A 21,842-nucleotide genomic window follows, 5' to 3' on the forward strand; every position below is an offset into this window, starting at 1 on the left:
GCATCGCCGGGTAGCTATGTTCGGAAGAGATAACCGCTGAAAGCATCTAAGCGGGAAACTCGCCTTAAGATGAGATATCCCCGGGGCTTCGAGCCCCTTGAAGGGTCGTTCAAGACCAGGACGTTGATAGGTCAGGTGTGGAAGCGCAGTAATGCGTTAAGCTAACTGATACTAATTGCCCGTAAGGCTTGATCCTATAACAGGTGTGTTTCGTTTCGGGTTGCGCTTTAGCGCCTAGCCGAAACAACCCCCGCAGGGGGCGACACACAGGTTGAGATCAGTGTTGTGCCAGAAACAACACAACCCCCCTCTGGTGAGCATCACCAGAAACTACTTCTTCCAGATTGGTTGTGCCGCCCCCAAAGGCGACACGACAACAAGTCATGCCTGATGACCATAGCGAGTCGGTCCCACCCCTTCCCATCCCGAACAGGACCGTGAAACGACTCCACGCCGATGATAGTGCGGATTCCCGTGTGAAAGTAGGTAATCGTCAGGCTCCCCAGCAGCATCAGAAACCCCACCCCGCAAAGGTGGGGTTTCTGCGTTTACGGCGCCGGAAAAACACCGTCAGTCAGCAACGCCACTCACTCCTTCCCGATCCGCAGCGCGTTCGCGTAACCCGTCAGCTCCATACAAGCACGTCCGACGTCAGTAGCGCCGCGCGTCGACATACGCGCAGCTACAGTCGACGGCTGAATCACAAGCCGTCTCCCAGATCCATTCAGCCGCCTTATTTCTCCTGTGCCAGAAATCGCTGCGCCAGCCGAACCCAATAGGTCGAGCCGATTGGCAATAGCTCGTCGTTGAAGTCATAGCTCGCGTTATGCAGCATGCAAGGTCCGGCACCATGTCCTGAGTCCCGGTGCCCACCGTCGCCGTTACCGAGAAATGCGTAGCATCCGGGCTTCGCCAGAAGCATGAACGAAAAATCCTCAGCGCCCATCGTCGGTTCGACTGAGTCATCAACATTTTCCGCACCGACAATTTCCTTCATGACCGACGCCGCGAAGCGGGTCTCTTCGCTGCTGTTGATCGTCGGCGGGTAGTTTCGATGGAAGTGAATGTCGACCGAGCAGTCGTAAGCTTCGGCCGTGCTCTGGGCGATCTTGCGCATGCGTGTTTCGATCAGATCGAGCGTTTCGGTGGTAAACGTCCGCACTGTCCCTGCGATCCACGCATCGTCCGGGACGACATTGAGCGCGTCGCCGGCGTGAATCTGGGTGATCGACAACACGGCGGTATCGAGCGGTTTCTTGTTTCGCGTGATGATGCTCTGCAGTCCGCTCGCAATCTGAACCGCGGTGAACACCGGGTCGCGGCCATTGTGCGGCAGTGCCGCGTGTGACCCCACGCCTTTGATTTCAATGCGAAATTCGTTGCTGGACGCCATGATCGGCCCTTCGGTCACACCGAAGTGGCCTGACGGCATGCCCGGCCAGTTGTGAATGCCGAAGACAGCATCGACCGGAAACTTCGTAAACAGCCCATCGTCGATCATTGCCTGCGCGCCGGCGCCGCCTTCTTCTGCCGGTTGAAAGATGAACACGATCGTGCCGTCGAACTCGCCATGTTTGACCAGATGCCGCGCCGCGCCGAGCAGCATCGCGGTATGTCCGTCATGGCCGCAAGCGTGCATTTTGCCGTCGTTCTGCGAACGATGATCGAAGCTATTTAGCTCCTGAATCGGCAATGCATCCATGTCGGCGCGCAGTCCGATCGAGCGCGATCCGTTGCCGCGCTTCAGTACGCCGACTACGCCTGTTTTGCCCAATCCGCGATGAGTCTCGATGCCCCAGGACTCAAGTGTCCTGGCAACCAGATCCGCTGTTGCTGTTTCTTCATAACGCAACTCGGGGTGGGCATGAATGGTTCGTCGAAGGGTTTGAATTTCGCCGTGAGCGGCCTGGATTTCTGGGATCAGTTTCATGATGGTGCGCTTGTGCTTTGCTTTGCGTGGAATCGCTCGGGGCCATATTGCCCGGGCACGTTGATAACCGATTCTACGCCGAAGGCGTTTTTGGCGGCACCACGCAGGTCAACGGGCCACGGAAGTAATAAAATTCGGGATTGCCCCGCCGCTTACTGCTCTCCTGGACGGACCGCCGATGAATGCCCCGACTGAATTCGCTCGCGCAGTGTGTCCGCACGATTGCCCTGATACCTGCGCGATGCGCGTAACCGTCGAAGGCGGACGGGCGATCAAGGTCGTCGGCGACCCCGATCACCCGCCGACGCAAGGCGCGCTGTGTACCAAGGTCAGCCGCTATGCCGAGCGGGTGCACCATCCGGATCGGTTGACGACTCCGATGAAGCGCGTCGGCCGCAAAGGCGAAGGCCGTTTTGAGCCGATTAGTTGGGACGAGGCGCTTGAGTTCGCCGCAGCACGCCTGTCGGAAATCGCGCGCCGTGCGCCCGAAGCCATCATGCCCTACAGCTATGCCGGTACGATGGGCCTGGTTCAAGGCGACAGCATTGCGCAACGGTTCTTTCACAAACTCGGCGCATCGCAGTTAGACCGCACGATTTGTGCAGCCGCCGGTGCGGCGGGGTTGAAATACACCTACGGCGCGGGCATTGGCATGCTCACCGAGTTTTTCGGTGAAAGCGAGGTTATCCTGATCTGGGGCTCGAACCCCATCGCTTCGAACCTGCACTTCTGGACACGCGCCCAGGAAGCCAAGCGTCGCGGTGCAAGGCTGATCGCGATCGATCCGTACCGGTCGCTGACGGCGGAAAAATGCCACCAGCACATTGCACTGAAGCCGGGAACTGACGGCGCTTTGGCGCTCGGCATGATCAACGTGTTGATCGCGGAAAATCTGCTCGATCACGCCTACATCGCGGCTCATACCTTGGGCTTTGCAGAACTGAAGGATCGCGCACTCAGTTATCCGCCGTCACGTGCAGCTCAAATCTGCGGTGTCGACGAGCAGGTGATCGTCGATCTTGCGCGCCTTTACGGCAGCACGAAAAAGGCCGCGATCCGGATGAACTATGGCCTGCAACGGGTGCGTGGCGGCGGTAACGCGGTGCGCGCAATCGCCTGCTTACCTTCGCTGACAGGCGCATGGCGCGAGCGGGCAGGCGGTGTGTTGCTGTCTTCGGGCGGATGGGCGCCGGTGGATTCGCACGCGTTGCAGCGCCCGGACCTGATGCCGGGCTGGCCCGCCAAAACTTCGCGCGTCATCAATATGAACGCGATCGGCGACGCGTTGCTGCATCCGGGCGATGCCACGTTCGGCCCGAAAGTCGAAGCGATCATCGTCTATAACTCGAATCCGGTCGCGGTCGCGCCGGACTCGGAACGGGTTGCCGCAGGTTTTGCACGCGAAGACCTGTTCACGATCGTCCTCGAGCACTTTCAGACCGACACCGCGGACTACGCCGATCTACTTCTGCCTGCCACGACCCAGTTGGAGCACCTCGACGTGCACAAGTCGTACGGACACACACATGTGATGGTCAACTTGCCGGCGATCGCGCCGGTCGGCGATGCACGCCCGAACACGGAGATTTTTCGCGGCCTCGCGCGCCACATGGGCCTGCAGGAGCCGGCACTTTACGAGAGCGACGACGCTATCGCGCAGTCTGCTTTCCGCTGGAACGACAAAACGCTGGAAGGCGTTAACTGGGACTCGCTAAAGAAAACCGGCTGGGCCGCGTTGAACCTGCCTGACGCACCATTCGCCGAGGGCGGCTTTCGCACGCCGTCCGGTAAATGCGAGTTCTTCAGCGAGCGCCTCGCGCAGCAAGGGCTCGATCCGTTGCCCGACTACCTGCCGCCTTACGAATCCGAAGACGGTGCGCCCGAGCTCGCCGCTCGTTACCCGCTTGCGATGATCTCGCCGCCTGCCCGTAACTTCCTGAACAGCACCTTCGTGAACATCGAAAGCCTGCGCTCCACAGAGGGCGAGCCGCACCTGGACATCCACCCGTCCGACGCACAGCAGCGAAACATCGCTGACGGTGACCTGGTGCGCATATTCAACGATCGCGGCGCGATGCAGGCGCGTGCCCGTGTCACCGACAAGACACGTAAAGGGCTCGTGGTCGGGCTGTCGATATGGTGGAAGAAGCTCGCGCCCGACGGCTGTAACGCCAATCAGGTCACCAGCCAGGCGCTCACCGATCTGGGCGGATCGGCCACGTTTTACGACTGCCTCGTCGAAGTCGAACGCGCCTGAAAACACGTTCAAAAATCTCGCGGCAACGGCTCGCAGCGGGTTCGAGGTTGCAGTCTAACCTGGCCGCTTTTCACGAATAGCACAGGGATGCCCATGCTACGATGCGTTTTTAGCACGACCATTCGAAAATAAAGGAGGAGACGCTGCATGGACAAAATCTGGCTGAAATCTTATCCACCCGGCGTTCCCGCAGAGATTGATCCGACTCGCTATTCGTCCGTCGCCGAACTGCTCGAAGAAGCCTTCCGCGACCACCGCGCCAAACCGGCGTTCGTCTGCATGGGCAAGGAGATCAGCTACGGCGAGCTTGACGAGCTCTCGCGCAAGTTGGCCGCGTGGTTTCAGTCGAGGGGTCTTGCCCGTGGCGCGCGCATCGCGATCATGATGCCGAACGTGCTGCAATATCCTGTCGCGATTGCGGCGATCTTGCGCGCGGGTTACGTGGTGGTGAATGTGAACCCGCTCTACACCCCGCGGGAACTCGAGCATCAGCTCAAGGACAGCGGCGCGGAAGCGATCATCCTGCTCGAGAACTTTGCTGTCACGCTGCAGGCGATCGTGCGCAATACGTCGGTCAAGCACGTCGTCGTCGCCGCAATGGGCGATCTGATGGGCGTGAAGGGCACGCTGGTGAACTTTGTCGTGCGGCGAGTGAAGAAGATGGTGCCGGCGTGGAGTCTGCCGGGGCACGTCAAATTCAACACGGCGATCGCCGAGGGCAGCCGTCAGAAGTTCAAGCCGGTCCAGCAAGGTCCGGACGACGTCGCGTTTCTCCAGTACACGGGCGGCACGACCGGCGTGGCCAAGGGCGCGACGCTCCTGCATCGGAACCTGATCGCCAACGTACTGCAGTCGGAAATCTGGCTCGATCCGGTTCGCGCTAACCGCAAGGACATCGATCAGTTCGTCACGGTTGTTGCGTTGCCGCTTTATCACGTCTTTGCGCTGACTGTCTGCGGGCTGCTAACGATCCGTACCGGCGGCCTTGGCGTGCTGATTCCGAATCCGCGCGATATCCCCGGCATGATCAAGGCGCTGGAAGGCTATCCGATCACGACGATTCCCGCCGTCAATACGCTGTACAACGCGATGTTGAACAGCCCGGACTTCCACAAACTCGATTTTTCGAAGCTGATCGCAGCAAATGGCGGCGGTATGGCGGTACAGGAAGCGGTCGCCAAGCGCTGGTTCGAGCACACGCATACGCCGATCATCGAAGGCTACGGTCTGTCGGAGACCTCGCCGTGCGTCACCTGCAATCCGGTCACCGTCACGGAATATAGCGGCACGATCGGTTTGCCGCTGCCGTCGACGGAAATCTCGATTCGCGACGACGAAGGCAACGAGGTGCCGCTCGGCCAGCCGGGAGAAATCTGCATCCGCGGGCCGCAGGTGATGGCGGGGTACTGGAACCGCCCGGACGAAACGGCCAAGGTCATGACGCCAGATGGCTTCTTCAAATCGGGAGATGTCGGCTTGATGAACGAAAATGGCTTCGTCAAGATCGTCGATCGGAAGAAGGACATGATTCTGGTCTCGGGTTTCAACGTCTATCCGAACGAGATCGAAGACGTGGTTGCCAAGCTGCCGGGTGTGTTCGAAGTCGCGGCGGTTGGCGTGCCGGATCAGCATTCAGGTGAAGCGGTGAAGCTGTTTGTCGTGAAGAAGGACCAGGCGCTTACCGATGCGGACATCTTCGCGTATTGCAAACAGCAATTGACCGGCTACAAGCGGCCGAAGATCGTCGAATTCCGGACCGAACTGCCCAAGAGCAATGTCGGCAAGATTCTGCGTCGCGAATTGCGCGACGGCCGGGCGTAAGCGCGTCACGCGCATCAGGCTCATCGGCAGCCTGGCCGAAGCCGACACGAAGTAACGCACTGAGTGAAGGAAAAAGAGAAAGGCCCGGCAGACGAAAGTCTGCCGGGCCTTTCTCTTTGAGCCGTCGTATTCACGCAAAACAGCGGGCCGCGTGATGCGGGGCGCAACCATAAAAAAAGGCGCCCGAAGGCGCCTTTGAGGCAAACTGCTTTATTACGACTTATTAGAACTTGTGGCGGATACCAACGCGAGCTGCGAGTTGGTTCTGGTTCGACGAACCCGACAGGCCGTTGATGCCAGCCGTTGCGTTGACCGTAGCACCCGTTGCGCTCAGCGTTTCGCCCAGAGCGTGTTGGTACACACCGATCACGTACACGTCGGTACGCTTGGACAGGAAGTAGTCCACGCCGACCGAACCTTGGTGGTACTGAGCGCGCGATGCGCCGTTGATTTCCGCGCCGCGCGTGTAGTCGTACGCTGCGCCGACCAGCAACGCCGGGGTCAACTGATACTTGAAGTTGAGTTCCGCGTTGTTGAACGTAGCCGATTGGCCCTTGAACGGCGATGCGAACGCCACGCCCAGGTTGGCGAAGCGGATGTTCGAGTACGTCGCACCGATCGTTGCTGCGCCGAACGTGTATGCGCCGCCTGCACCGATCACCTGGTACGTGTTAGCCGAAGCGAAGCCAGCGTAGACCGGCGACTGCACGGCGAAGTTCGACAGAGCACCCGTGTTCGTCGATGCCGTGCTGCCGTTATTGAACAGGCCACCCGAAGCTGCCGGGGTGCGCGCGTTCAAGTAGCCAACGCCCAAGACCAACGGACCGTTGTTGTAGCCAGCGCCCAACGACCAGATCTGGTTGCCGGTAATGTTGCCAGCCTGGCCGCCGAAGCTGTACGTGCCGCCGAACGTCAGGCCGCCGTAGTTTGCGCTCGTGTACTTGACCGTGTTGTTGGTGCGGTACGCGTTGTTGAAGTTGTCGATGTCGCCCGGGTGAGCAGCGATGTAGCCGCCCCACTGGTCGCCGGCTTCCAGCGGACCAACGTAGTCGACGACGGAGTCGTACTGACGACCCAGCGTGACCGTACCGAACTGGCTCGACAGGCCAACGTAAGCTTGACGACCGAACATCAGGCCGCCTTGACCCAGCTTGCCGGTGTTCACGTCAAAGCCGTTTTCCAACACGAAGATTGCCTTCAGACCGCCGCCCAGATCTTCCGTGCCGCGCAGGCCGAAACGCGAGCCTTGCATGACGCCGCTGGACAGGTTGTACAGGTGCTTGCCACCCGAGTTGGTGTTGATGTTGAAGCCTTCATCAATAATGCCGTACAGGGTCACGCTGCTCTGAGCATGTGCGACGCCTGCGAATGCGCCCAGTGCTGCAAGAGCGAGAAGCGACTTTTTCATCGAATGATCTCCAAGGATTACGAATCTTTTGTACAAGGCGAATATTTGTCTAGCGTTGAGGCCTTGCTTGTCCAACTTCGCGAGAAGTTGCACGTAATGTAACAAAAGGCATACATGGCACAAAGAAAAAGGAGACGGCCAGGGCCGGTCCTGTTTCGTTTACGCAACATGGTCTAAAATCTCAAATTGGCCGTCGGATTCGTTTGAATTCAAGGTCTTCGCGAAGCCTGGTTTACCCAGCAAAGTCTTGTCGCGTGGGCCGGTCAGCGCGGCGGGACGGTTGTCGAATCAGGGAGTGCTGAATGTTTCTGGACGAGTTGATTAGCGAGTTTGATCGGGGTTTACGCTCAATGACCGGCGTGTCGCGGATGAGTCGTCCATTGCCGGTTCCGCAAGAATCGGCGGCGGAGCCCGCCGAGCTGTCCCCGGAGGAGCGCGCCCACGCGGCTGGTTTGATGCGGGTGAACCACGTCGGTGAGGTATGCGCCCAGGCGCTTTACCAAGCTCAGAAACTCGCAACCAGGTCGCCGTCTTTGCGAGCTGTGTTTAATCACGCTGCCATAGAAGAAGAGGATCATTTGGCGTGGACCGCCAAACGCCTCGAGGCGCTCGATTCGCGCCCAAGTCTGTTGAACCCGCTCTGGTATACAGGCGCGCTGGCAATCGGCCTCGCAGCGGGCCGCATGGGTGATCGCGTGAGTCTAGGCTTCATGGCCGAAACCGAGCGCCAGGTCGAACAGCATCTGGATAGCCATCTGGATCAGTTGCCCGCAGCCGACCGCGAGTCGCGCGCGATCGTCGAACAGATGCGCGTAGATGAAGCGGAGCACGGTAAATCCGCTATGGATGCAGGCGGCGTCGAGTTGCCATTCCCCGCACGCGCACTGATGCGCGCAGTATCGAAAGTCATGACCCGCACTGCCTATTACCTATAAGTTCGAGACTTCTGCTCACGCACCGCCTGAGAGTGGGACGACGCCTCGCGCGTCGTCCGCACGAAATACCCGGAACGCCAGCAAACACCTCCCGATCCTGCTTCACGATCTCTTACATTCCGCGCCTTTCCCTCGCACTTTTCACGTATCACCTTCACAAGATTCACTAGCTCATTCATTTATAACGGTTTTCCGTTTTATGTCTGACGTGAAGGAGTCGCGCTAAGTCCTTGTTCTAACAAACAAAATTCGCTCGAAAAGCGTGTATCTCCCTTGACCCCTGTTTAGCGTTACTCTAAAGTGGGAGACAGTGTGAGAAAGTGTATTTTTGTGTGATCTCACAGGCGGTTTCGGGTAGATTTTCACGAATCGGATAGCTGGCGAAAAAACGCTGGTATGGGAGAGCGAAGTGTTCCAAGGGGCGTCGGCGCTGACGCTCGATGCGAAAGGGCGGATGTCGATTCCCTCTCGTTATCGGGATGCGCTGCAAACACAGGCAGAGGGCCGGGTGACGATCACCAAGCACCCGGACGGCTGCCTGTTGCTCTTTCCGCGCCCGGAGTGGGAGATCTTCCGCGACAAGGTCGACAAGCTGCCTATGAACGCAGCCTGGTGGAAACGCATTTTTCTCGGCAACGCCATGGACGTCGATATGGACGGCGCGGGCCGCGTGCTCGTGTCGCCGGAATTGCGCGCGGCCGGCTCGCTGGAGAAGGAAGTGAACCTGCTCGGCATGGGGCGTCACTTTGAGTTGTGGGACGCACAAATTTACGCAGCAAAGGAACAGGCAGCGATCGCCGAGGGCATGCCCGAAGCGTTAAAGAATTTCACGTTCTGATCGCGGACTACATATATGGCACCTGCGATGGGAAACGAATTGCAGCATCGCACGGTGCTGCTGGAAGAGGCGGTCGAAGCGCTGGTCACACGCGCGGACGGCATTTATGTGGACGGTACGTTTGGGCGCGGTGGTCATAGCCGCCTGGTGCTGGAGAAGCTGGGTGAAGCCGGGCGCCTGATCGCGTTCGACAAAGACCCGCTCGCCATCGCCACGGCTCAGCAGATTGCGGATCCGCGCTTTGGCATCGTGCACGAGAGTTTTGCTTCACTGCGTGACGCGATTGCGGAGCGCGGGGTAGGGCGGGTGTCGGGTGTTTTGCTGGATCTGGGCGTGTCGTCGCCGCAAGTCGACGATCCGGAGCGGGGTTTCAGTTTCCGCGCCGACGGCCCGCTCGACATGCGGATGGACCCGACGCGCGGCGAGTCAGCGGCTGACTGGCTGGCGCGGGCCACGGTGCAGGAACTGACGGAGGTGATACGAGATTATGGGGAAGAACGGTTTGCTTTTCAGATTGCAAAGGCGCTTGTTGCTCGCCGGGCAGAGTCCGACCGTCTTGGGCCTCTCGTCAGCACGGGCGAGCTTGCCCAAATCGTGGCTAACGTCGTCAAAACCCGTGAGAAGGGCAAGGATCCGGCAACCCGCACCTTTCAAGCTATACGGATTCACATCAATCAAGAGCTTGCGGAGCTGCAAGTCGTTTTAGAAGCAGCGTTGTCGCTGTTGGAGCAAGGGGGGCGGCTGGTGGTCATCAGCTTTCATTCGCTCGAGGACCGGATCGTCAAGCGATTCATGCAGGCGCACGCCAGTACGCCTGCGGTGGATCGCCGTCTGCCGATTCGTGCAGTCGATCTGCCGAGCCCTCCGCTCAAAATCATTGGCCGCGTGTTCGCCAGCGACGCTGAAGTCGCCGCGAACCCGCGCGCCCGTTCTGCCGTGATGCGTGTGGCGGAGCGGATCGCGCCATGAGCCGCCTCAATATCTTCCTGCTGATGATCGTGATGGGTTGCGCTTTGTCGGTCGTCAACGCTACCAATCAGCAGCGTCAGATCTTTATCCAGCTGCAACGCGCGCAATCGCAGGAGCGCCAGCTGCAGCAGGATTATTCACAGCTTCAATATCAGCAGAGCGCGTTGTCGAAGACCTCGCGCATCGAGCAGATCGCCACTGATTCCCTGAAGATGCAATCGGTCACGACCGGGCGTACCCAATACCTCACGCTCGACCCGGGCGCCGCCAAGGCGGAGGATGCACCGATCCCGACTTCCGGTCCGGCGTCGGCGCCGCTTGCGACCCGTCGCGGAGGCGTGCGATGAAAAAATCGTCGACTCGCAAAAGCGTCGCCTTTTCTGCGAACCCGATCCTGTCGGTGCGCCTGCCCATGTGGCGCTCGAAACTCGTCGTGTTCATGCTGTTCATGGCGTTTGTCGCGTTGACCGCGCGCGCCTTCTGGATTCAGGGGCCGGGCAACGCCTTCTATCAGAAGCAGGGTGAAATCCGCTATCAGCGCCGGCTCGAACTGCCGGCCACGCGCGGCAAGATTCTCGACCGCAACGGCCTCGTGCTCGCCACGAGTCTGCCGGTGCGCGCGATCTGGGCAATTCCCGACTCGGTGCCGGACGACCTCGGCGCCGACAAGCTGACCCAGCTCGGCAAGCTGCTCGGCATGACGAACAAGGAGTTACGCGCCAAGCTGTCCGAGGACAAGAACTTCGTCTATGTGAAGCGGCAGGTGCCGGTCGACATCGCCGAGAAAGTCACCACTCTGGACATCCCCGGCATTTACGCGCGCGACGAATACAAGCGCTTCTATCCAGAAGGCGAGATCACGGCTCACCTGATCGGCTTCACCAATGTGGAAGACGAAGGCCAGGAAGGCGTCGAACTCGGCGACCAGAAGTTGCTGGCCGGCATGTCGGGCAGCCGCCGCGTCATTAAAGACCGCATGGGCCACATCATCGAGGACGTGGACGAGCAGGTCGTGCCGCACAACGGCCAGGACGTCGATCTCTCGATCGACAGCAAGATTCAGTACATCGCGTATACGAACCTGAAAGCGGCCGTCGAGAAATTCAAGGCGAAGGCCGGCGCGGCGATGGTGATCGACGTGCGGACCGGCGAAGTGCTCGCACTGGTTAACTACCCGACGTATAACCCGAACGACCGTTCGCACCTCACGGGCGACCAGCTGCGCAACCGCATTCTCACGGACACCTTCGAACCGGGTTCGATCATGAAGCCGTTCACGGTGTCGCTCGCGCTCGACCTGCACCGCGTGACGCCGACTACACTGGTAGATACGGGGCCGGGCCGCTTTGTGCTCGACGGTGCGCCGATTACCGACGACAGCGCGTTCGGCGTGCTGACAGTGGGTGGCGTGATCCAGAAGTCGAGCAACATTGGCGCGACGAAGATCGCCATGCAGCTCAAGCCCGAAGAGATGTGGAACATGTACACCAGCATCGGTCTCGGCCAGGCGCCGAAGGTCGGCTTCCCTGGCGCGGCGGCGGGCCGTCTGCGTCCGTGGAAGAGCTGGCGCCGCATCGAACAGGCGACCATGTCGTACGGCTACGGCTTGTCGGTGTCGCTGTTCCAGTTGGGCCGTGCGTACACCGCGATCGCGCATGACGGCGAGATCATGCCAGTGTCGATTTTCCGCACGCCTGGCGATCAGCCGGCCACAGGCCCGCAAATTTTCGCGCCTACCACCGCTCGCGAAGTGCGCGCGATGCTCGAAACCGTCACGGCGCCGGGTGGCACGTCGCCAGATGCGGCCGTGCCCGGCTATCGCGTCGGCGGCAAGAGCGGTACCGCGTACAAGCACGGCGCGCACGGCTACGACCACTCCAAGTACCGCGCTTCGTTCGTCGGCATGGCGCCGATGCCGAATCCGCGCATCGTCGTTGCCGTGTCGGTCGACGAACCGACGGCGGGCAGCCACTTCGGCGGTCAGGTGTCCGGTCCGGTGTTCTCGTCGATTGTCGGCGACACGCTGCGGTCGCTGAATGTGCCGCCGGATATGCCGGTCAAACAGATGGTCGTGTCGGACGATTCGGCGCCTGCTGCGCCAAGCGCACCGCCCTCGCCCGCAACGGTCAAGAAACTTTCCACCAGCGCTGGCGCGAAGAAAATGACGATTGCCGCCAACGCGAAAAGCCATCCCGGAGTTGTGCGATGAGCGCGCTGCGTAAGAAACACCCAGCGCACCGGCAAATTGCCGACGCACTCAACTGGCTGCACGCTCGCGTGCAGCCAGGCGCGCATCTGCACGCCGACACGCGTTCGCTTGCGGCGGGTGACGCATTTTTCGCCTATGCGGTCGACGGCGCGGACAACCGCCCGTTTATCGACGGCGCGATCGAGCGTGGCGCGGCAGCCGTGCTGGTCCAGCCCGAAGGCTTTAGCGGTGCGATCGACTCGTCCACCACGCTGGCCGTGCCGGCGCTGAACGAACTCGCCGGTTCGATTGCGAGCGCCTGGTATAACGATCCGAGCGACGGCATGCTGACGGTCGGCATCACCGGCACGAACGGCAAGACCTCCTGCAGCCAATGGATCTCGGCGGCCTTGACCGCGCTCGGCAAGCGTTGCGCGATCATCGGCACGCTCGGCACCGGTCTGCCGGGTCAACTCGTGCACACCGGTTTCACGACGCCCGACGCGCCGCAACTGCAACGCAGTCTCGCTCAGTTGCGCGACGCCGGCGCGCAAGCGGTGGCGATGGAAGTGTCGTCGCACGCGCTGCATCAAGGCCGTGTGAACGGCACGGCGTTCGACATCGCCGTGTTCACGAATCTCACGCAAGACCACCTCGACTATCACGGCACGTTCGAAGCCTACGAAACCGCCAAGGCGCGTCTGTTCGCATGGCCGGAACTGCGCGCCGCAGTGATCAACCGCGACGATGCCGCCGGTCGCCGTCTGCTCGCGAGCACGAAGGGCCATGCTCGCACGATCGCCTACGGTCTCGACGAAACGCTGAAAGACGCGCCGCAAGCCGACGCGTTGCTGCTCGCCTCGAATGTGCGTGCAACCGCCACCGGCACCGCATTTCATCTGACCACATCTGACTGGGGCAACGCCGACGTCGAAGTGCAAACGCTCGGCGCTTTCAACGTCAGCAATCTGCTCGGCGTACTCGGTGCATTGCTTGCAGCCGACGTGCCGTTCGACGCAGCGCTTGCCGAACTGGCGAAGCTCGAACCGGTAAATGGCCGCATGCAACGTCTCGGCGGCCGCTTGCAGAACGACGAGCCGCTCGTCGTGATCGATTACGCGCACACGCCGGACGCGCTGGAAAAGACCCTGGAAGCACTGCGCCCGATGGCGGCCGCGCGCGGTGGCGAACTGATCTGCATGTTCGGCTGCGGCGGCGACCGCGACGCGACCAAGCGTCCGCTGATGGGCGCGATCGCCGAGAAGCTCGCCGACGGCGTGGTCGTAACCAGCGACAACCCGCGCAGTGAAGATCCGCAGTCGATCATCGAGCAGATCGCCGCGGGCATGAAAGACGCGTCGAAGGCGCGCCGTATCGAGGACCGCGCGAGCGCGATCCTGCAAGCGATCCGCGGCGCCGCGCGCGAAGACGTTATCGTGCTGGCCGGCAAGGGGCATGAAGCAACACAGGAAATCATGGGTAAGAAGCGCGCTTTCTCCGATCAGGACCACGCTCGCCTTGCGCTTGCCGCACGGGCGACGCACGCACGCGGAGGTGGTGAATGAGCATGTTCTCGCTGCGTGAGGCTGCTGCGCTGATCCCCGGCGCCACCGTGCTGGGTGACGACAACGTCACGTTCGACCGCGTTTCGACCGACAGCCGCAGTGCCGGTCCGGGCGAACTTTTCGTCGCGATCAAGGGTGAGCGTTTCGACGCGCACGATTTCCTGCCGGAAATCGCGTCGCGCAACGTCACGGCGGCGCTGGTGACGCGCACGCCGCAAGACTGGCACGTGCCCGCTTTGCGGGTAGCCGATACGCGTGTCGCGCTCGGTGCACTTGCGCGCGGCTGGCGGCGCACGTTCAGCATGCCGCTCGTCGCCGTGACGGGCAGCAACGGCAAGACGACGGTCAAGGAAATGATCGCGTCGATCTTCGCTGCTGCTGTCGGCGCGGACGCACGCCTCGCAACTGCTGGCAACTTCAACAACGATATCGGTTTGCCGCTCACGCTGTTCCGCCTGCACGCCGCGCATCAACTGGCGGTGGTCGAACTCGGCATGAACCATCCGGGCGAGACCTCGCTGCTTGCGAAGATTGCCGAGCCGACGGTCTCGGTGGTGAACAACGCACAGCGCGAGCACCAGGAATTCATGGCGACGGTCGAAGCCGTCGCGCTCGAACACGCCAGCGTGATTCACGCGCTCTCGCCGGAAGGCGTCGCCGTATTCCCGGCCGATGATGCCTACGCGAGCATCTGGCGCGTCGCCGCAACCGGCAATCGCATCATCGACTTCGCCTTGAACACCGCCGATCGCGTGACCGAAGCCGCCGTAACCGGCACGTTCGCCGGCAACGTTCTGAGCATCGACACACCGGAAGGCCACGTCGACGTCACGCTGCAAGTGCTCGGCGATCACAACGCGCACAACGCGTTGGCCGCGACATCGGCTGCGCTCGCCGCAGGCGTGTCGCTCGACGCAATCAAGCGCGGCCTCGAATCGTTCGGCGCCGTCAAGGGCCGTTTGCAGGTGAAGCGCGCCGCGCTCGGCACACTCGCCGGCGCAACGGTGATCGACGACACCTACAACGCCAACCCCGATTCAATGCGCGCGGCGATCGACGTCCTCGCATCGCGCGCATCACCGCGTGTGCTGGTGATGGGCGACATGGGCGAAGTCGGCGACAACGGCCCGGCGTTTCACCGTGAAATCGGCGCCTACGCCAAAGAACGCGGTATCGACGTGCTGTACGCCATGGGCGACGCCTCGCGCGACGCTTGCACTGCGTATGGCGCGGACGCGCATCACGTCGCCGATGTCGGCACGCTGGTCGCGCAATTGCAGCAGGCGGGTTTTGGCGCCGCTGCAACGCTTCTCGTGAAAGGCTCGCGTTTCATGCAAATGGAACGCGTGGTGGACGCCGTAACGAGTCCACAACCCAACGCAGCGGGCAATACGCCCGCTGCACATTGAAATAGAAGGACCGAAGCATGCTACTGGCGCTGGCGCAATGGCTGCAGAATGACGCAAGCTTCTTGCGCGTGTTCAGTTATCTGACTTTCCGTGCGGTGATGGCCACCATCACCGCACTGCTGATCGGGCTCGTCTGTGGCCCGGCGGTGATCCGCAAGCTGACCGCGATGAAGGTCGGTCAGGCCGTTCGTAAAGACGGTCCGCAAACGCACCTCGTCAAATCCGGTACGCCGACGATGGGCGGCGTGTTGATTCTGCTCGGCATTGCCGTGGCAACGTTGCTGTGGGCCGATCTGACAAACCGTTTCATCTGGATCGTGATTCTCGTCACGTTTGGTTTCGGTGTGATCGGCTGGGTCGACGATTACCGCAAGGTGGTCTACAAGGACCCGCGCGGGATGTCGTCGCGCGAAAAGTATTTCTGGCAGTCGGTGATCGGACTGTTCGCGGCGGTGTATCTCGCGTTCAGCGTGTCCGAAGCGAGCAATGTGCGCGTGTTCGACCTGTTTATGGCGTGGGTGCGCAGCGGCTTGTCGATGGGCTTGCCGGCGCGCGCCGACCTGATGCTGCCATTCGTCAAATCGATCAGCTATCCGCTCGGCGTGTGGGGCTTCATCGTACTGACGTATCTGGTGATTGTCGGCGCGAGCAATGCGGTGAACCTTACCGACGGTCTCGACGGCCTCGTGATCATGCCGGTCGTGCTGGTCGGCGCATCGCTCGGCGTGTTCGCTTATGTGATGGGTAGCTCGGTCTATTCGAAGTACCTGCTGTTTCCGCATATCGCCGGTGCCGGTGAGTTGCTGATCTTCTGTTCGGCGATGGGCGGGGCAGGGCTCGCGTTCCTCTGGTTCAACACGCACCCGGCGCAGATGTTCATGGGCGACGTGGGGGCGCTCGCGCTCGGCGGCGCGCTTGGCACGGTTGCCGTGATCGTGCGTCAGGAAATCGTGCTCTTCATCATGGGCGGCATTTTCGTCGCGGAGACGCTCTCCGTGATGCTGCAAGTGACGTGGTTCAAATTTACCAAGCGCCGCTACGGCGAAGGCCGGCGTCTCTTCAAGATGGCGCCGCTGCATCATCATTTTGAATTGTCGGGTTGGAAGGAAACGCAGGTGGTCGTGCGCTTCTGGATCATCACCCTGATGTTGTGTCTGTTCGGTTTGTCCACGCTCAAGTTGCGTTAAGTCGTATTTAGGGGAAGCAGGCGATGTTTGGCGAGAAGTTTCGGGATCGGCAAAAGCCGATGGTGCTCGTGCTGGGACTCGGTGAATCCGGTCTCGCGATGGCGCGCTGGTGCGCGCGGCACGGCTGTCGGCTGCGTGTGGCCGATACGCGCGAGGTGCCGCCGAACCTGTCCGCGCTGGAAGCGCACAGCGTCGACGCCGAATTCGTCGGCGGCCCGTTCTCGCTCTCGTTGCTCGAAGGCGTCGAACTCGTGGCGATCAGCCCGGGCTTGTCGCCGCTCGCCGCTGATTTGCTGCCGCTCATCACCGCGGCGCGTGAGCGGGACATCCCTGTCTGGGGCGAACTCGAATTCTTCGCGCAAGCATTGAAGACGCTTGGCGAAAGCGGTTACGTGCCGAAGGTGATCGCGATCACCGGCACCAACGGCAAGACCACGACGACGAGTCTTACTGGCTTGCTGTGCGAACGCGCCGGCAAGAAGGTCGCGGTGGCGGGCAACATCAGCCCGGCCGCGCTGGACAAGCTCAGCGAAGCGATCGACAACACCGCGTTGCCCGACGTGTGGGTGTTGGAGCTGTCGAGCTTCCAGCTGGAAACAGCGCATACGTTTACGCCCGATGCAGCGGTCGTTCTGAACATCACGCAGGATCACCTGGATTGGCATGGTGGGCTCGACGCATACGCTGCCGCGAAGGGCCGCATCTTCGGTACACAAACCGTGCGCGTGCTGAATCGCGACGACGCCCGCGTGATGGCGCTCGCGCCTTCGGCCGATAGCGATGCCGCGATGGTCACGTTCGGCGTGACCGAGCCGAAGAACGACGGCGACTACGGTCTGCTGCGCGACAACGGCATGATCTGGCTGGTCGAGGCGCACGATCGCGACGTCAGCGACGAACCCGCACCGACGCGCCGTCGCAAGAACGAAGTGGCGGCGCCGAAGAACATCGCGCTCAAACGCCTGATGCCGGCGGACGCATTGCGTATCCGCGGCCTGCATAACGCCGCCAACGCATTGGCCGCGTATGCCTTGGCGCGCGCGATCGGTCTGCCTGGCGCGCCGCTTTTGCACGGCCTGCGCGAATACCGTGGCGAGCCGCATCGGGTGGAATTGATCGCGTCGATCGAAGGCGTCGATTACGTCGACGACAGCAAGGGCACCAATGTCGGCGCGACAGTTGCCGCGCTCGACGGCCTCGCGCAGCGCGCGGTCCTGATCGCCGGTGGCGACGGCAAGGGCCAGGATTTCGAGCCGCTCGCCGAGCCGGTGATGCGGTGGTGCCGCGCCGTGATGCTGATCGGTCGCGATGCGCCGCAGATTCGCGCCGCGCTGGAAGACACCGGCATCGCGATGACCGACCACGCGACGCTCGAAGAAGCGACGCGGGCCGCCACCGCATTGGCGCAACCTGGCGACGCCGTATTGCTGTCGCCGGCGTGCGCGAGCTTTGACATGTTCAAGGGTTACGCCCATCGCGCGCAGGTGTTCCGCAGCACGGTGGAAGACATCGCGGCTGAACGGGGGACGATGATATGAGCTGGTCAGAACGCTTCGGTTCGCGCCTGGCCGGCTCCCGTGCCGGCAATGGCGATACGGGTAGCACGAGCCGCGCCTCTGGCCGCTCGGGCGGCAGTGGTCTCGCGAGTGCCGTGAACGGCGTTCGTCCACTGCGCTCGCGGATGCTCGACTACGATCACTCGTTGCTGTGGGTGGTCGTCGCGCTGCTGGGGCTCGGCGTCGTGATGGTGTATTCGGCGTCGATCGCGATGCCCGATTCGCCGAAATACGCGTCGTACCGCGACTACGCCTTCCTCGTGCGCCAGATCATTTTCGTGGTGATGGGCTCGGTGATCGGCGTCGTGTCGTTCCGCATTCCGATTTCGACGTGGGATAAGTACGCGCCGAAGCTGTTCCTGATTTCGCTCGCCGCGCTGGTGATCGTGCTGATCCCGCACGTCGGCAAGGGCGTGAACGGTGCGCGTCGCTGGATTCCGCTCGGCATCACGAACATGCAGCCATCGGAAATCATGAAGCTCGCCGTGACGATTTACGCGGCGAATTACACCGTGCGCAAGCAGGAATACATGCACAGCTTCGCCAAGGGCTTTCTGCCGATGGCGGTTGCAGTGGGTCTCGTCGGCGCATTGCTGCTGCTCGAACCGGACATGGGCGCGTTCATGGTGATCGCCGCGATCGCGATGGGCGTGCTGTTCCTCGGCGGCGTGAACGGCAAGCTGTTCGGCGGTCTGGTGGCGACTGCGGTCGGCACGTTCAGCTTGCTCGTGTGGGCGTCGCCATGGCGTCGCGAGCGGATTTTCGCTTACCTCGATCCGTGGGACGACCGTTACGCGCAAGGCAAGGCTTATCAATTGACGCACTCGCTGATCGCTTTCGGGCGCGGCGAATGGTTTGGCGTGGGTTTGGGCGGCAGTGTCGAGAAGCTCAACTATCTGCCGGAAGCGCATACCGACTTCATCCTCGCGGTGATCGGCGAGGAGCTAGGTTTTGTCGGTGTGCTCGTCGTGATCCTGATGTTTTACTGGATCGTGCGCCGTTCGTTCGAGATCGGCCGTCAGGCGCTCGCACTTGACCGCACTTTTGCCGGGCTGGTCGCGAAGGGTATCGGCATCTGGTTCGGTGCGCAGACTTTTATCAACATGGGCGTGAACCTCGGCCTGCTGCCGACTAAAGGTCTTACGTTGCCGCTCGTTAGCTACGGCGGTTCGGGCATCGTGCTGAACTGCGTGGCGGTGGCTGTATTGATGCGTGTGGACTATGAGAACCGGGTGTTGATGCGTGGGGGCAAAGTATGACGGCTCTCCCGCAACGCACGCTGATGGTGATGGCCGGTGGCACCGGGGGACACGTGTTCCCGGGGCTCGCGGTCGCGCACCTGATGCAGGCGTGGGGCTGGAAGGTCGTATGGCTCGGTAATCCCGCGGGCATGGAAGCCACGCTGGTGCCGAAGCACGGCATTCCGATGGAATACGTGCGCTTTGGCGGACTGCGCGGCAAGGGCTTGAAGACCAAGCTGATGTTGCCACTGAACCTGCTGCGCGCGTGCTCGCAGAGTTTGAGCGTGCTGCGTCGCGTGAAGCCGGACGTCGTGCTCGGCATGGGCGGTTACATCACGTTTCCGGCAGGTTTGATGACCGCGTTGAGCGGCCGTCCGCTGGTGCTGCATGAACAGAATTCGATTGCGGGTCTCGCCAATAAGGTCCTCGCGAAAGTCGCGAAACGCGTGCTGGTTGCATTCCCGAATGCGCTGCCGCACGGCGAATGGACTGGAAACCCGATTCGTGCGGAACTTGCGGGCGCAATTGCACCCAAAGCACGCTACGCAGCGCGCAGCGGTCCGCTGAATGTGCTGGTGGTGGGCGGCAGTCTGGGTGCAGCCGCATTGAACGAAGTGGTGCCGCGCGCGGTTGCGCTGCTGGCGCCGAATGAACGTCCGCGCATCGTGCATCAGGCGGGCGCGAAGCATATTGAAGCACTGCGTGAGAACTATGCGGCGGCGGGCCTGCAGGCCGGCGCCGATGTCGAACTCGTGCCTTTCATCGACGACATGACGAGCGCGTACGCGAACGCGGATCTGGTGATCTGCCGTTCGGGCGCGATGACGGTGTCGGAGATATCAGCAGTAGGCGTGGCGGCATTCTTCGTGCCGTTCCCGTTTGCAGTAGACGATCACCAAACCACTAATGCAGCGTTCCTCGCCGATAACGGCGCGGCGCTGGTCGTGCAGCAACGCGATCTGTCGGCGGAAATGCTCGCCGACTGGTTGCGCAGCCAGACGCGAGAGACCCTCGCAGAGATGGCAGAGCGTTCGCGCTCGCTCGCGAAACCCGACGCCACGGAACAGGTCGCGCAGATTTGCGCGACTGTGGCGGGTTCGATTTCGGGCGCGAGCCCAGAAGGAAAGCAATGAAACATATCGTCAAACATATTCACTTTGTCGGCATCGGCGGTGTCGGCATGAGCGGCATCGCGGAGGTGCTGGTCAACCTTGGCTATCAGGTGAGCGGCTCGGATCTGTCGAGCAACGCGATCACCGATCGCCTCGCCGCACTCGGCGCGCGCATCGCGATCGGTCACGCGGCGGAGAACATCGAAGGTGCGAACGCCGTGGTCGTTTCCACAGCAGTGCGCAGCGACAACCCGGAAGTGCTGGCCGCGCGTCATCGCCGCATTCCGATCGTGCCGCGCGCGGTGATGCTCGCGGAACTGATGCGCCTGAAGCAGGGCATCGCGATTGCCGGAACGCACGGCAAGACTACGACCACCTCGCTGGTGGCGAGCGTGCTGGCGGCAGGCGGACTCGATCCGACCTTCGTGATCGGCGGGCGCCTGATCAGCGCGGGCGCGAATGCGCGTCTGGGTACGGGTGATTTCATCGTCGCTGAAGCGGATGAGTCGGATGCGTCGTTCCTGAATCTGTTCCCGGTGATCGAAGTCATCACGAACATCGACGCTGATCACATGGACACCTACGGGCACGACTTTGCGAGACTCAAGCAGGCGTTCATTGAATTCACGCACCGTCTGCCGTTCTATGGGATAGCGGTGCTGTGCGTCGACGATCCGAACGTGAAGGAGATCCTGCCGTTCGTGTCGAAGCCGATCATCCGCTACGGTTTTGCGCCGGACGCGCAGGTGCGTGCGGTCAATGTCGAAGCGCGCGGCGGCAAGATGCATTTCACGGCACTGCGTGAAGACGCGGCGCCGATCGACATCGTTTTGAACCTGCCGGGCGAGCACAACGTGCAGAACGCTTTGGCCGCAATTGCAATTGCGACTGAACTTGAAGTGAAAGATGCCGATATCCAGCGAGCGCTGGCGGATTTCAACGGCGTGGGCCGACGCTTCCAGCGCTACGGCGAAGTGCCGGTCGTATCGGAAGGCAAACCGGCCGGCGCGTACACGCTGGTCGACGATTACGGCCATCACCCGGTTGAAATGGCGGCAACGGTCGCGGCGGCGCGTGGCGCGTTTCCGGGGCGGCGTCTGGTGCTGGCATTCCAGCCGCACCGTTTCACGCGTACGCGCGATTGCTTCGAAGATTTTGTGAAGGTGCTGTCGACCGTCGACGCGCTCGTGCTGACCGAAGTGTATTCGGCCGGCGAAGCGCCGATCGTCGCCGCAGACGGCCGCGCTCTCGCGCGCGCACTGCGCGTGGCGGGCAAGGTCGAGCCGGTGTTTGTCGATACGGTGGATGAAGTGCCGGACGCGCTCTCAGCAGTGGTGCGCGACGGCGATGTGGTGATCACGATGGGCGCGGGTTCGATCGGCGGTGTGCCGGGTCGCCTGGCGCAAGAAACGAAGGTGTGAGTGAA

The 21,842-nt window shown here is 61.7% G+C and carries 16 protein-coding genes and 2 rRNA genes; 16 read left to right on the top strand and 2 right to left on the bottom strand.

Annotation, left to right across the window (positions count from 1 at the left end):
• Positions 1–196, top strand: a 23S ribosomal RNA gene (locus KHO30_RS18800); the annotation flags it as partial.
• Positions 197–386: 190 nt separating this feature from the next.
• Positions 387–499 (top strand): 5S ribosomal RNA (gene rrf / locus KHO30_RS18805).
• A 234-nt stretch (positions 500–733) separates the two neighbouring features.
• On the opposite strand, the gene KHO30_RS18810 is transcribed toward rrf, so the two are convergent.
• Complete coding sequence (locus KHO30_RS18810; RefSeq protein ID WP_211701863.1) at positions 734–1,930, bottom strand: M20 aminoacylase family protein; 1,197 nt, start codon at positions 1,928–1,930, stop codon at positions 734–736.
• A 178-nt stretch (positions 1,931–2,108) separates the two neighbouring features.
• Here KHO30_RS18810 and KHO30_RS18815 point away from each other — a divergent pair, with 178 nt between their 5' ends.
• Together KHO30_RS18815 and KHO30_RS18820 are read left to right on the top strand one after the other, a co-directional pair.
• Entirely contained in the window at positions 2,109–4,187 is a 2,079-nt protein-coding gene (locus tag KHO30_RS18815; RefSeq protein ID WP_200653873.1) for a molybdopterin-containing oxidoreductase family protein, read from the top strand.
• A 147-nt stretch (positions 4,188–4,334) separates the two neighbouring features.
• Complete coding sequence (locus tag KHO30_RS18820; RefSeq protein WP_211701864.1) at positions 4,335–6,008, top strand: long-chain fatty acid--CoA ligase; 1,674 nt, start codon at positions 4,335–4,337, stop codon at positions 6,006–6,008.
• A 223-nt stretch (positions 6,009–6,231) separates the two neighbouring features.
• Here the strand turns inward: KHO30_RS18820 and KHO30_RS18825 are convergent, their stop codons facing one another.
• Positions 6,232–7,416 (bottom strand): porin, encoded by a 1,185-nt coding sequence (locus KHO30_RS18825; protein ID WP_211607862.1) that lies wholly within the window; start codon positions 7,414–7,416, stop codon positions 6,232–6,234.
• Positions 7,417–7,718: 302 nt separating this feature from the next.
• Here KHO30_RS18825 and coq7 point away from each other — a divergent pair, with 302 nt between their 5' ends.
• From coq7 to murC, 12 genes are all read left to right on the top strand, one after another.
• On the top strand, positions 7,719–8,351 hold the full coding sequence (coq7, locus tag KHO30_RS18830) for a 2-polyprenyl-3-methyl-6-methoxy-1,4-benzoquinone monooxygenase (protein ID WP_093645274.1): 633 nt from the start codon (positions 7,719–7,721) through the stop codon (positions 8,349–8,351).
• A 409-nt stretch (positions 8,352–8,760) separates the two neighbouring features.
• Positions 8,761–9,189 (top strand): division/cell wall cluster transcriptional repressor MraZ, encoded by a 429-nt coding sequence (mraZ, locus tag KHO30_RS18835; RefSeq protein WP_025647927.1) that lies wholly within the window; start codon positions 8,761–8,763, stop codon positions 9,187–9,189.
• 15 nt (positions 9,190–9,204) lie between these two features.
• Positions 9,205–10,158 carry a 16S rRNA (cytosine(1402)-N(4))-methyltransferase RsmH gene (gene rsmH, locus KHO30_RS18840; protein WP_200653876.1) on the top strand — a complete coding sequence of 318 codons (954 nt, stop codon included), beginning with the start codon at positions 9,205–9,207 and terminating at the stop codon, positions 10,156–10,158.
• Complete coding sequence (ftsL, locus tag KHO30_RS18845; RefSeq protein WP_093645270.1) at positions 10,155–10,505, top strand: cell division protein FtsL; 351 nt, start codon at positions 10,155–10,157, stop codon at positions 10,503–10,505. The genes rsmH and ftsL overlap by 4 nt, the downstream gene beginning before the upstream one ends.
• Positions 10,502–12,367, top strand: coding sequence for a peptidoglycan D,D-transpeptidase FtsI family protein (locus tag KHO30_RS18850; protein ID WP_211701865.1), 1,866 nt, complete (start codon positions 10,502–10,504; stop codon positions 12,365–12,367). The genes ftsL and KHO30_RS18850 overlap by 4 nt, the downstream gene beginning before the upstream one ends.
• Complete coding sequence (locus tag KHO30_RS18855) at positions 12,364–13,911, top strand: UDP-N-acetylmuramoyl-L-alanyl-D-glutamate--2,6-diaminopimelate ligase (protein WP_211701866.1); 1,548 nt, start codon at positions 12,364–12,366, stop codon at positions 13,909–13,911. The genes KHO30_RS18850 and KHO30_RS18855 overlap by 4 nt, the downstream gene beginning before the upstream one ends.
• The gene (locus KHO30_RS18860) at positions 13,908–15,320 is read left to right on the top strand and encodes a UDP-N-acetylmuramoyl-tripeptide--D-alanyl-D-alanine ligase (RefSeq protein ID WP_211701867.1); all 1,413 of its coding nucleotides are present in this window, start codon (positions 13,908–13,910) and stop codon (positions 15,318–15,320) included. Before KHO30_RS18855 ends, KHO30_RS18860 begins: the two co-directional genes overlap by 4 nt.
• Positions 15,321–15,337: 17 nt before the next feature.
• Positions 15,338–16,507, top strand: coding sequence for a phospho-N-acetylmuramoyl-pentapeptide-transferase (mraY, locus tag KHO30_RS18865; protein ID WP_093645262.1), 1,170 nt, complete (start codon positions 15,338–15,340; stop codon positions 16,505–16,507).
• 23 nt (positions 16,508–16,530) lie between these two features.
• Positions 16,531–18,045: a UDP-N-acetylmuramoyl-L-alanine--D-glutamate ligase gene (murD, locus tag KHO30_RS18870; RefSeq protein WP_054040790.1), complete on the top strand. Its 1,515-nt coding sequence runs from the start codon at positions 16,531–16,533 to the stop codon at positions 18,043–18,045.
• A complete protein-coding gene (gene ftsW, locus KHO30_RS18875; RefSeq protein WP_211701868.1) occupies positions 18,042–19,322 on the top strand; it encodes a putative lipid II flippase FtsW in 1,281 nt (426 codons plus the stop codon). The genes murD and ftsW overlap by 4 nt, the downstream gene beginning before the upstream one ends.
• The gene (murG, locus tag KHO30_RS18880) at positions 19,319–20,437 is read left to right on the top strand and encodes an undecaprenyldiphospho-muramoylpentapeptide beta-N-acetylglucosaminyltransferase (protein WP_054040787.1); all 1,119 of its coding nucleotides are present in this window, start codon (positions 19,319–19,321) and stop codon (positions 20,435–20,437) included. Before ftsW ends, murG begins: the two co-directional genes overlap by 4 nt.
• A complete protein-coding gene (murC, locus tag KHO30_RS18885) occupies positions 20,434–21,837 on the top strand; it encodes a UDP-N-acetylmuramate--L-alanine ligase (RefSeq protein WP_211701869.1) in 1,404 nt (467 codons plus the stop codon). The genes murG and murC overlap by 4 nt, the downstream gene beginning before the upstream one ends.
• Positions 21,838–21,842: the final 5 nt, after the last annotated feature.

It is taken from the genome of Paraburkholderia aspalathi (genome assembly GCF_905220735.1).
Lineage (GTDB): Bacteria > Pseudomonadota > Gammaproteobacteria > Burkholderiales > Burkholderiaceae > Paraburkholderia > Paraburkholderia aspalathi.

What these genes read in the sequence shown, in the direction of transcription:
- KHO30_RS18810 (WP_211701863.1), bottom strand. Translation starts at nt 1,930, where the DNA reads ATGAAACTGATCCCAGAAATCCAGGCCGCTCACGGCGAAATTCAAACC.
- KHO30_RS18815 (WP_200653873.1), top strand. Translation starts at nt 2,109, where the DNA reads ATGAATGCCCCGACTGAATTCGCTCGCGCAGTGTGTCCGCACGATTGC.
- KHO30_RS18820 (WP_211701864.1), top strand. Translation starts at nt 4,335, where the DNA reads ATGGACAAAATCTGGCTGAAATCTTATCCACCCGGCGTTCCCGCAGAG.
- KHO30_RS18825 (WP_211607862.1), bottom strand. Translation starts at nt 7,416, where the DNA reads ATGAAAAAGTCGCTTCTCGCTCTTGCAGCACTGGGCGCATTCGCAGGC.
- coq7 (WP_093645274.1), top strand. Translation starts at nt 7,719, where the DNA reads ATGTTTCTGGACGAGTTGATTAGCGAGTTTGATCGGGGTTTACGCTCA.
- rsmH (WP_200653876.1), top strand. Translation starts at nt 9,205, where the DNA reads ATGGCACCTGCGATGGGAAACGAATTGCAGCATCGCACGGTGCTGCTG.
- ftsL (WP_093645270.1), top strand. Translation starts at nt 10,155, where the DNA reads ATGAGCCGCCTCAATATCTTCCTGCTGATGATCGTGATGGGTTGCGCT.
- KHO30_RS18850 (WP_211701865.1), top strand. Translation starts at nt 10,502, where the DNA reads ATGAAAAAATCGTCGACTCGCAAAAGCGTCGCCTTTTCTGCGAACCCG.
- KHO30_RS18855 (WP_211701866.1), top strand. Translation starts at nt 12,364, where the DNA reads ATGAGCGCGCTGCGTAAGAAACACCCAGCGCACCGGCAAATTGCCGAC.
- KHO30_RS18860 (WP_211701867.1), top strand. Translation starts at nt 13,908, where the DNA reads ATGAGCATGTTCTCGCTGCGTGAGGCTGCTGCGCTGATCCCCGGCGCC.
- mraY (WP_093645262.1), top strand. Translation starts at nt 15,338, where the DNA reads ATGCTACTGGCGCTGGCGCAATGGCTGCAGAATGACGCAAGCTTCTTG.
- murD (WP_054040790.1), top strand. Translation starts at nt 16,531, where the DNA reads ATGTTTGGCGAGAAGTTTCGGGATCGGCAAAAGCCGATGGTGCTCGTG.
- ftsW (WP_211701868.1), top strand. Translation starts at nt 18,042, where the DNA reads ATGAGCTGGTCAGAACGCTTCGGTTCGCGCCTGGCCGGCTCCCGTGCC.
- murG (WP_054040787.1), top strand. Translation starts at nt 19,319, where the DNA reads ATGACGGCTCTCCCGCAACGCACGCTGATGGTGATGGCCGGTGGCACC.
- murC (WP_211701869.1), top strand. Translation starts at nt 20,434, where the DNA reads ATGAAACATATCGTCAAACATATTCACTTTGTCGGCATCGGCGGTGTC.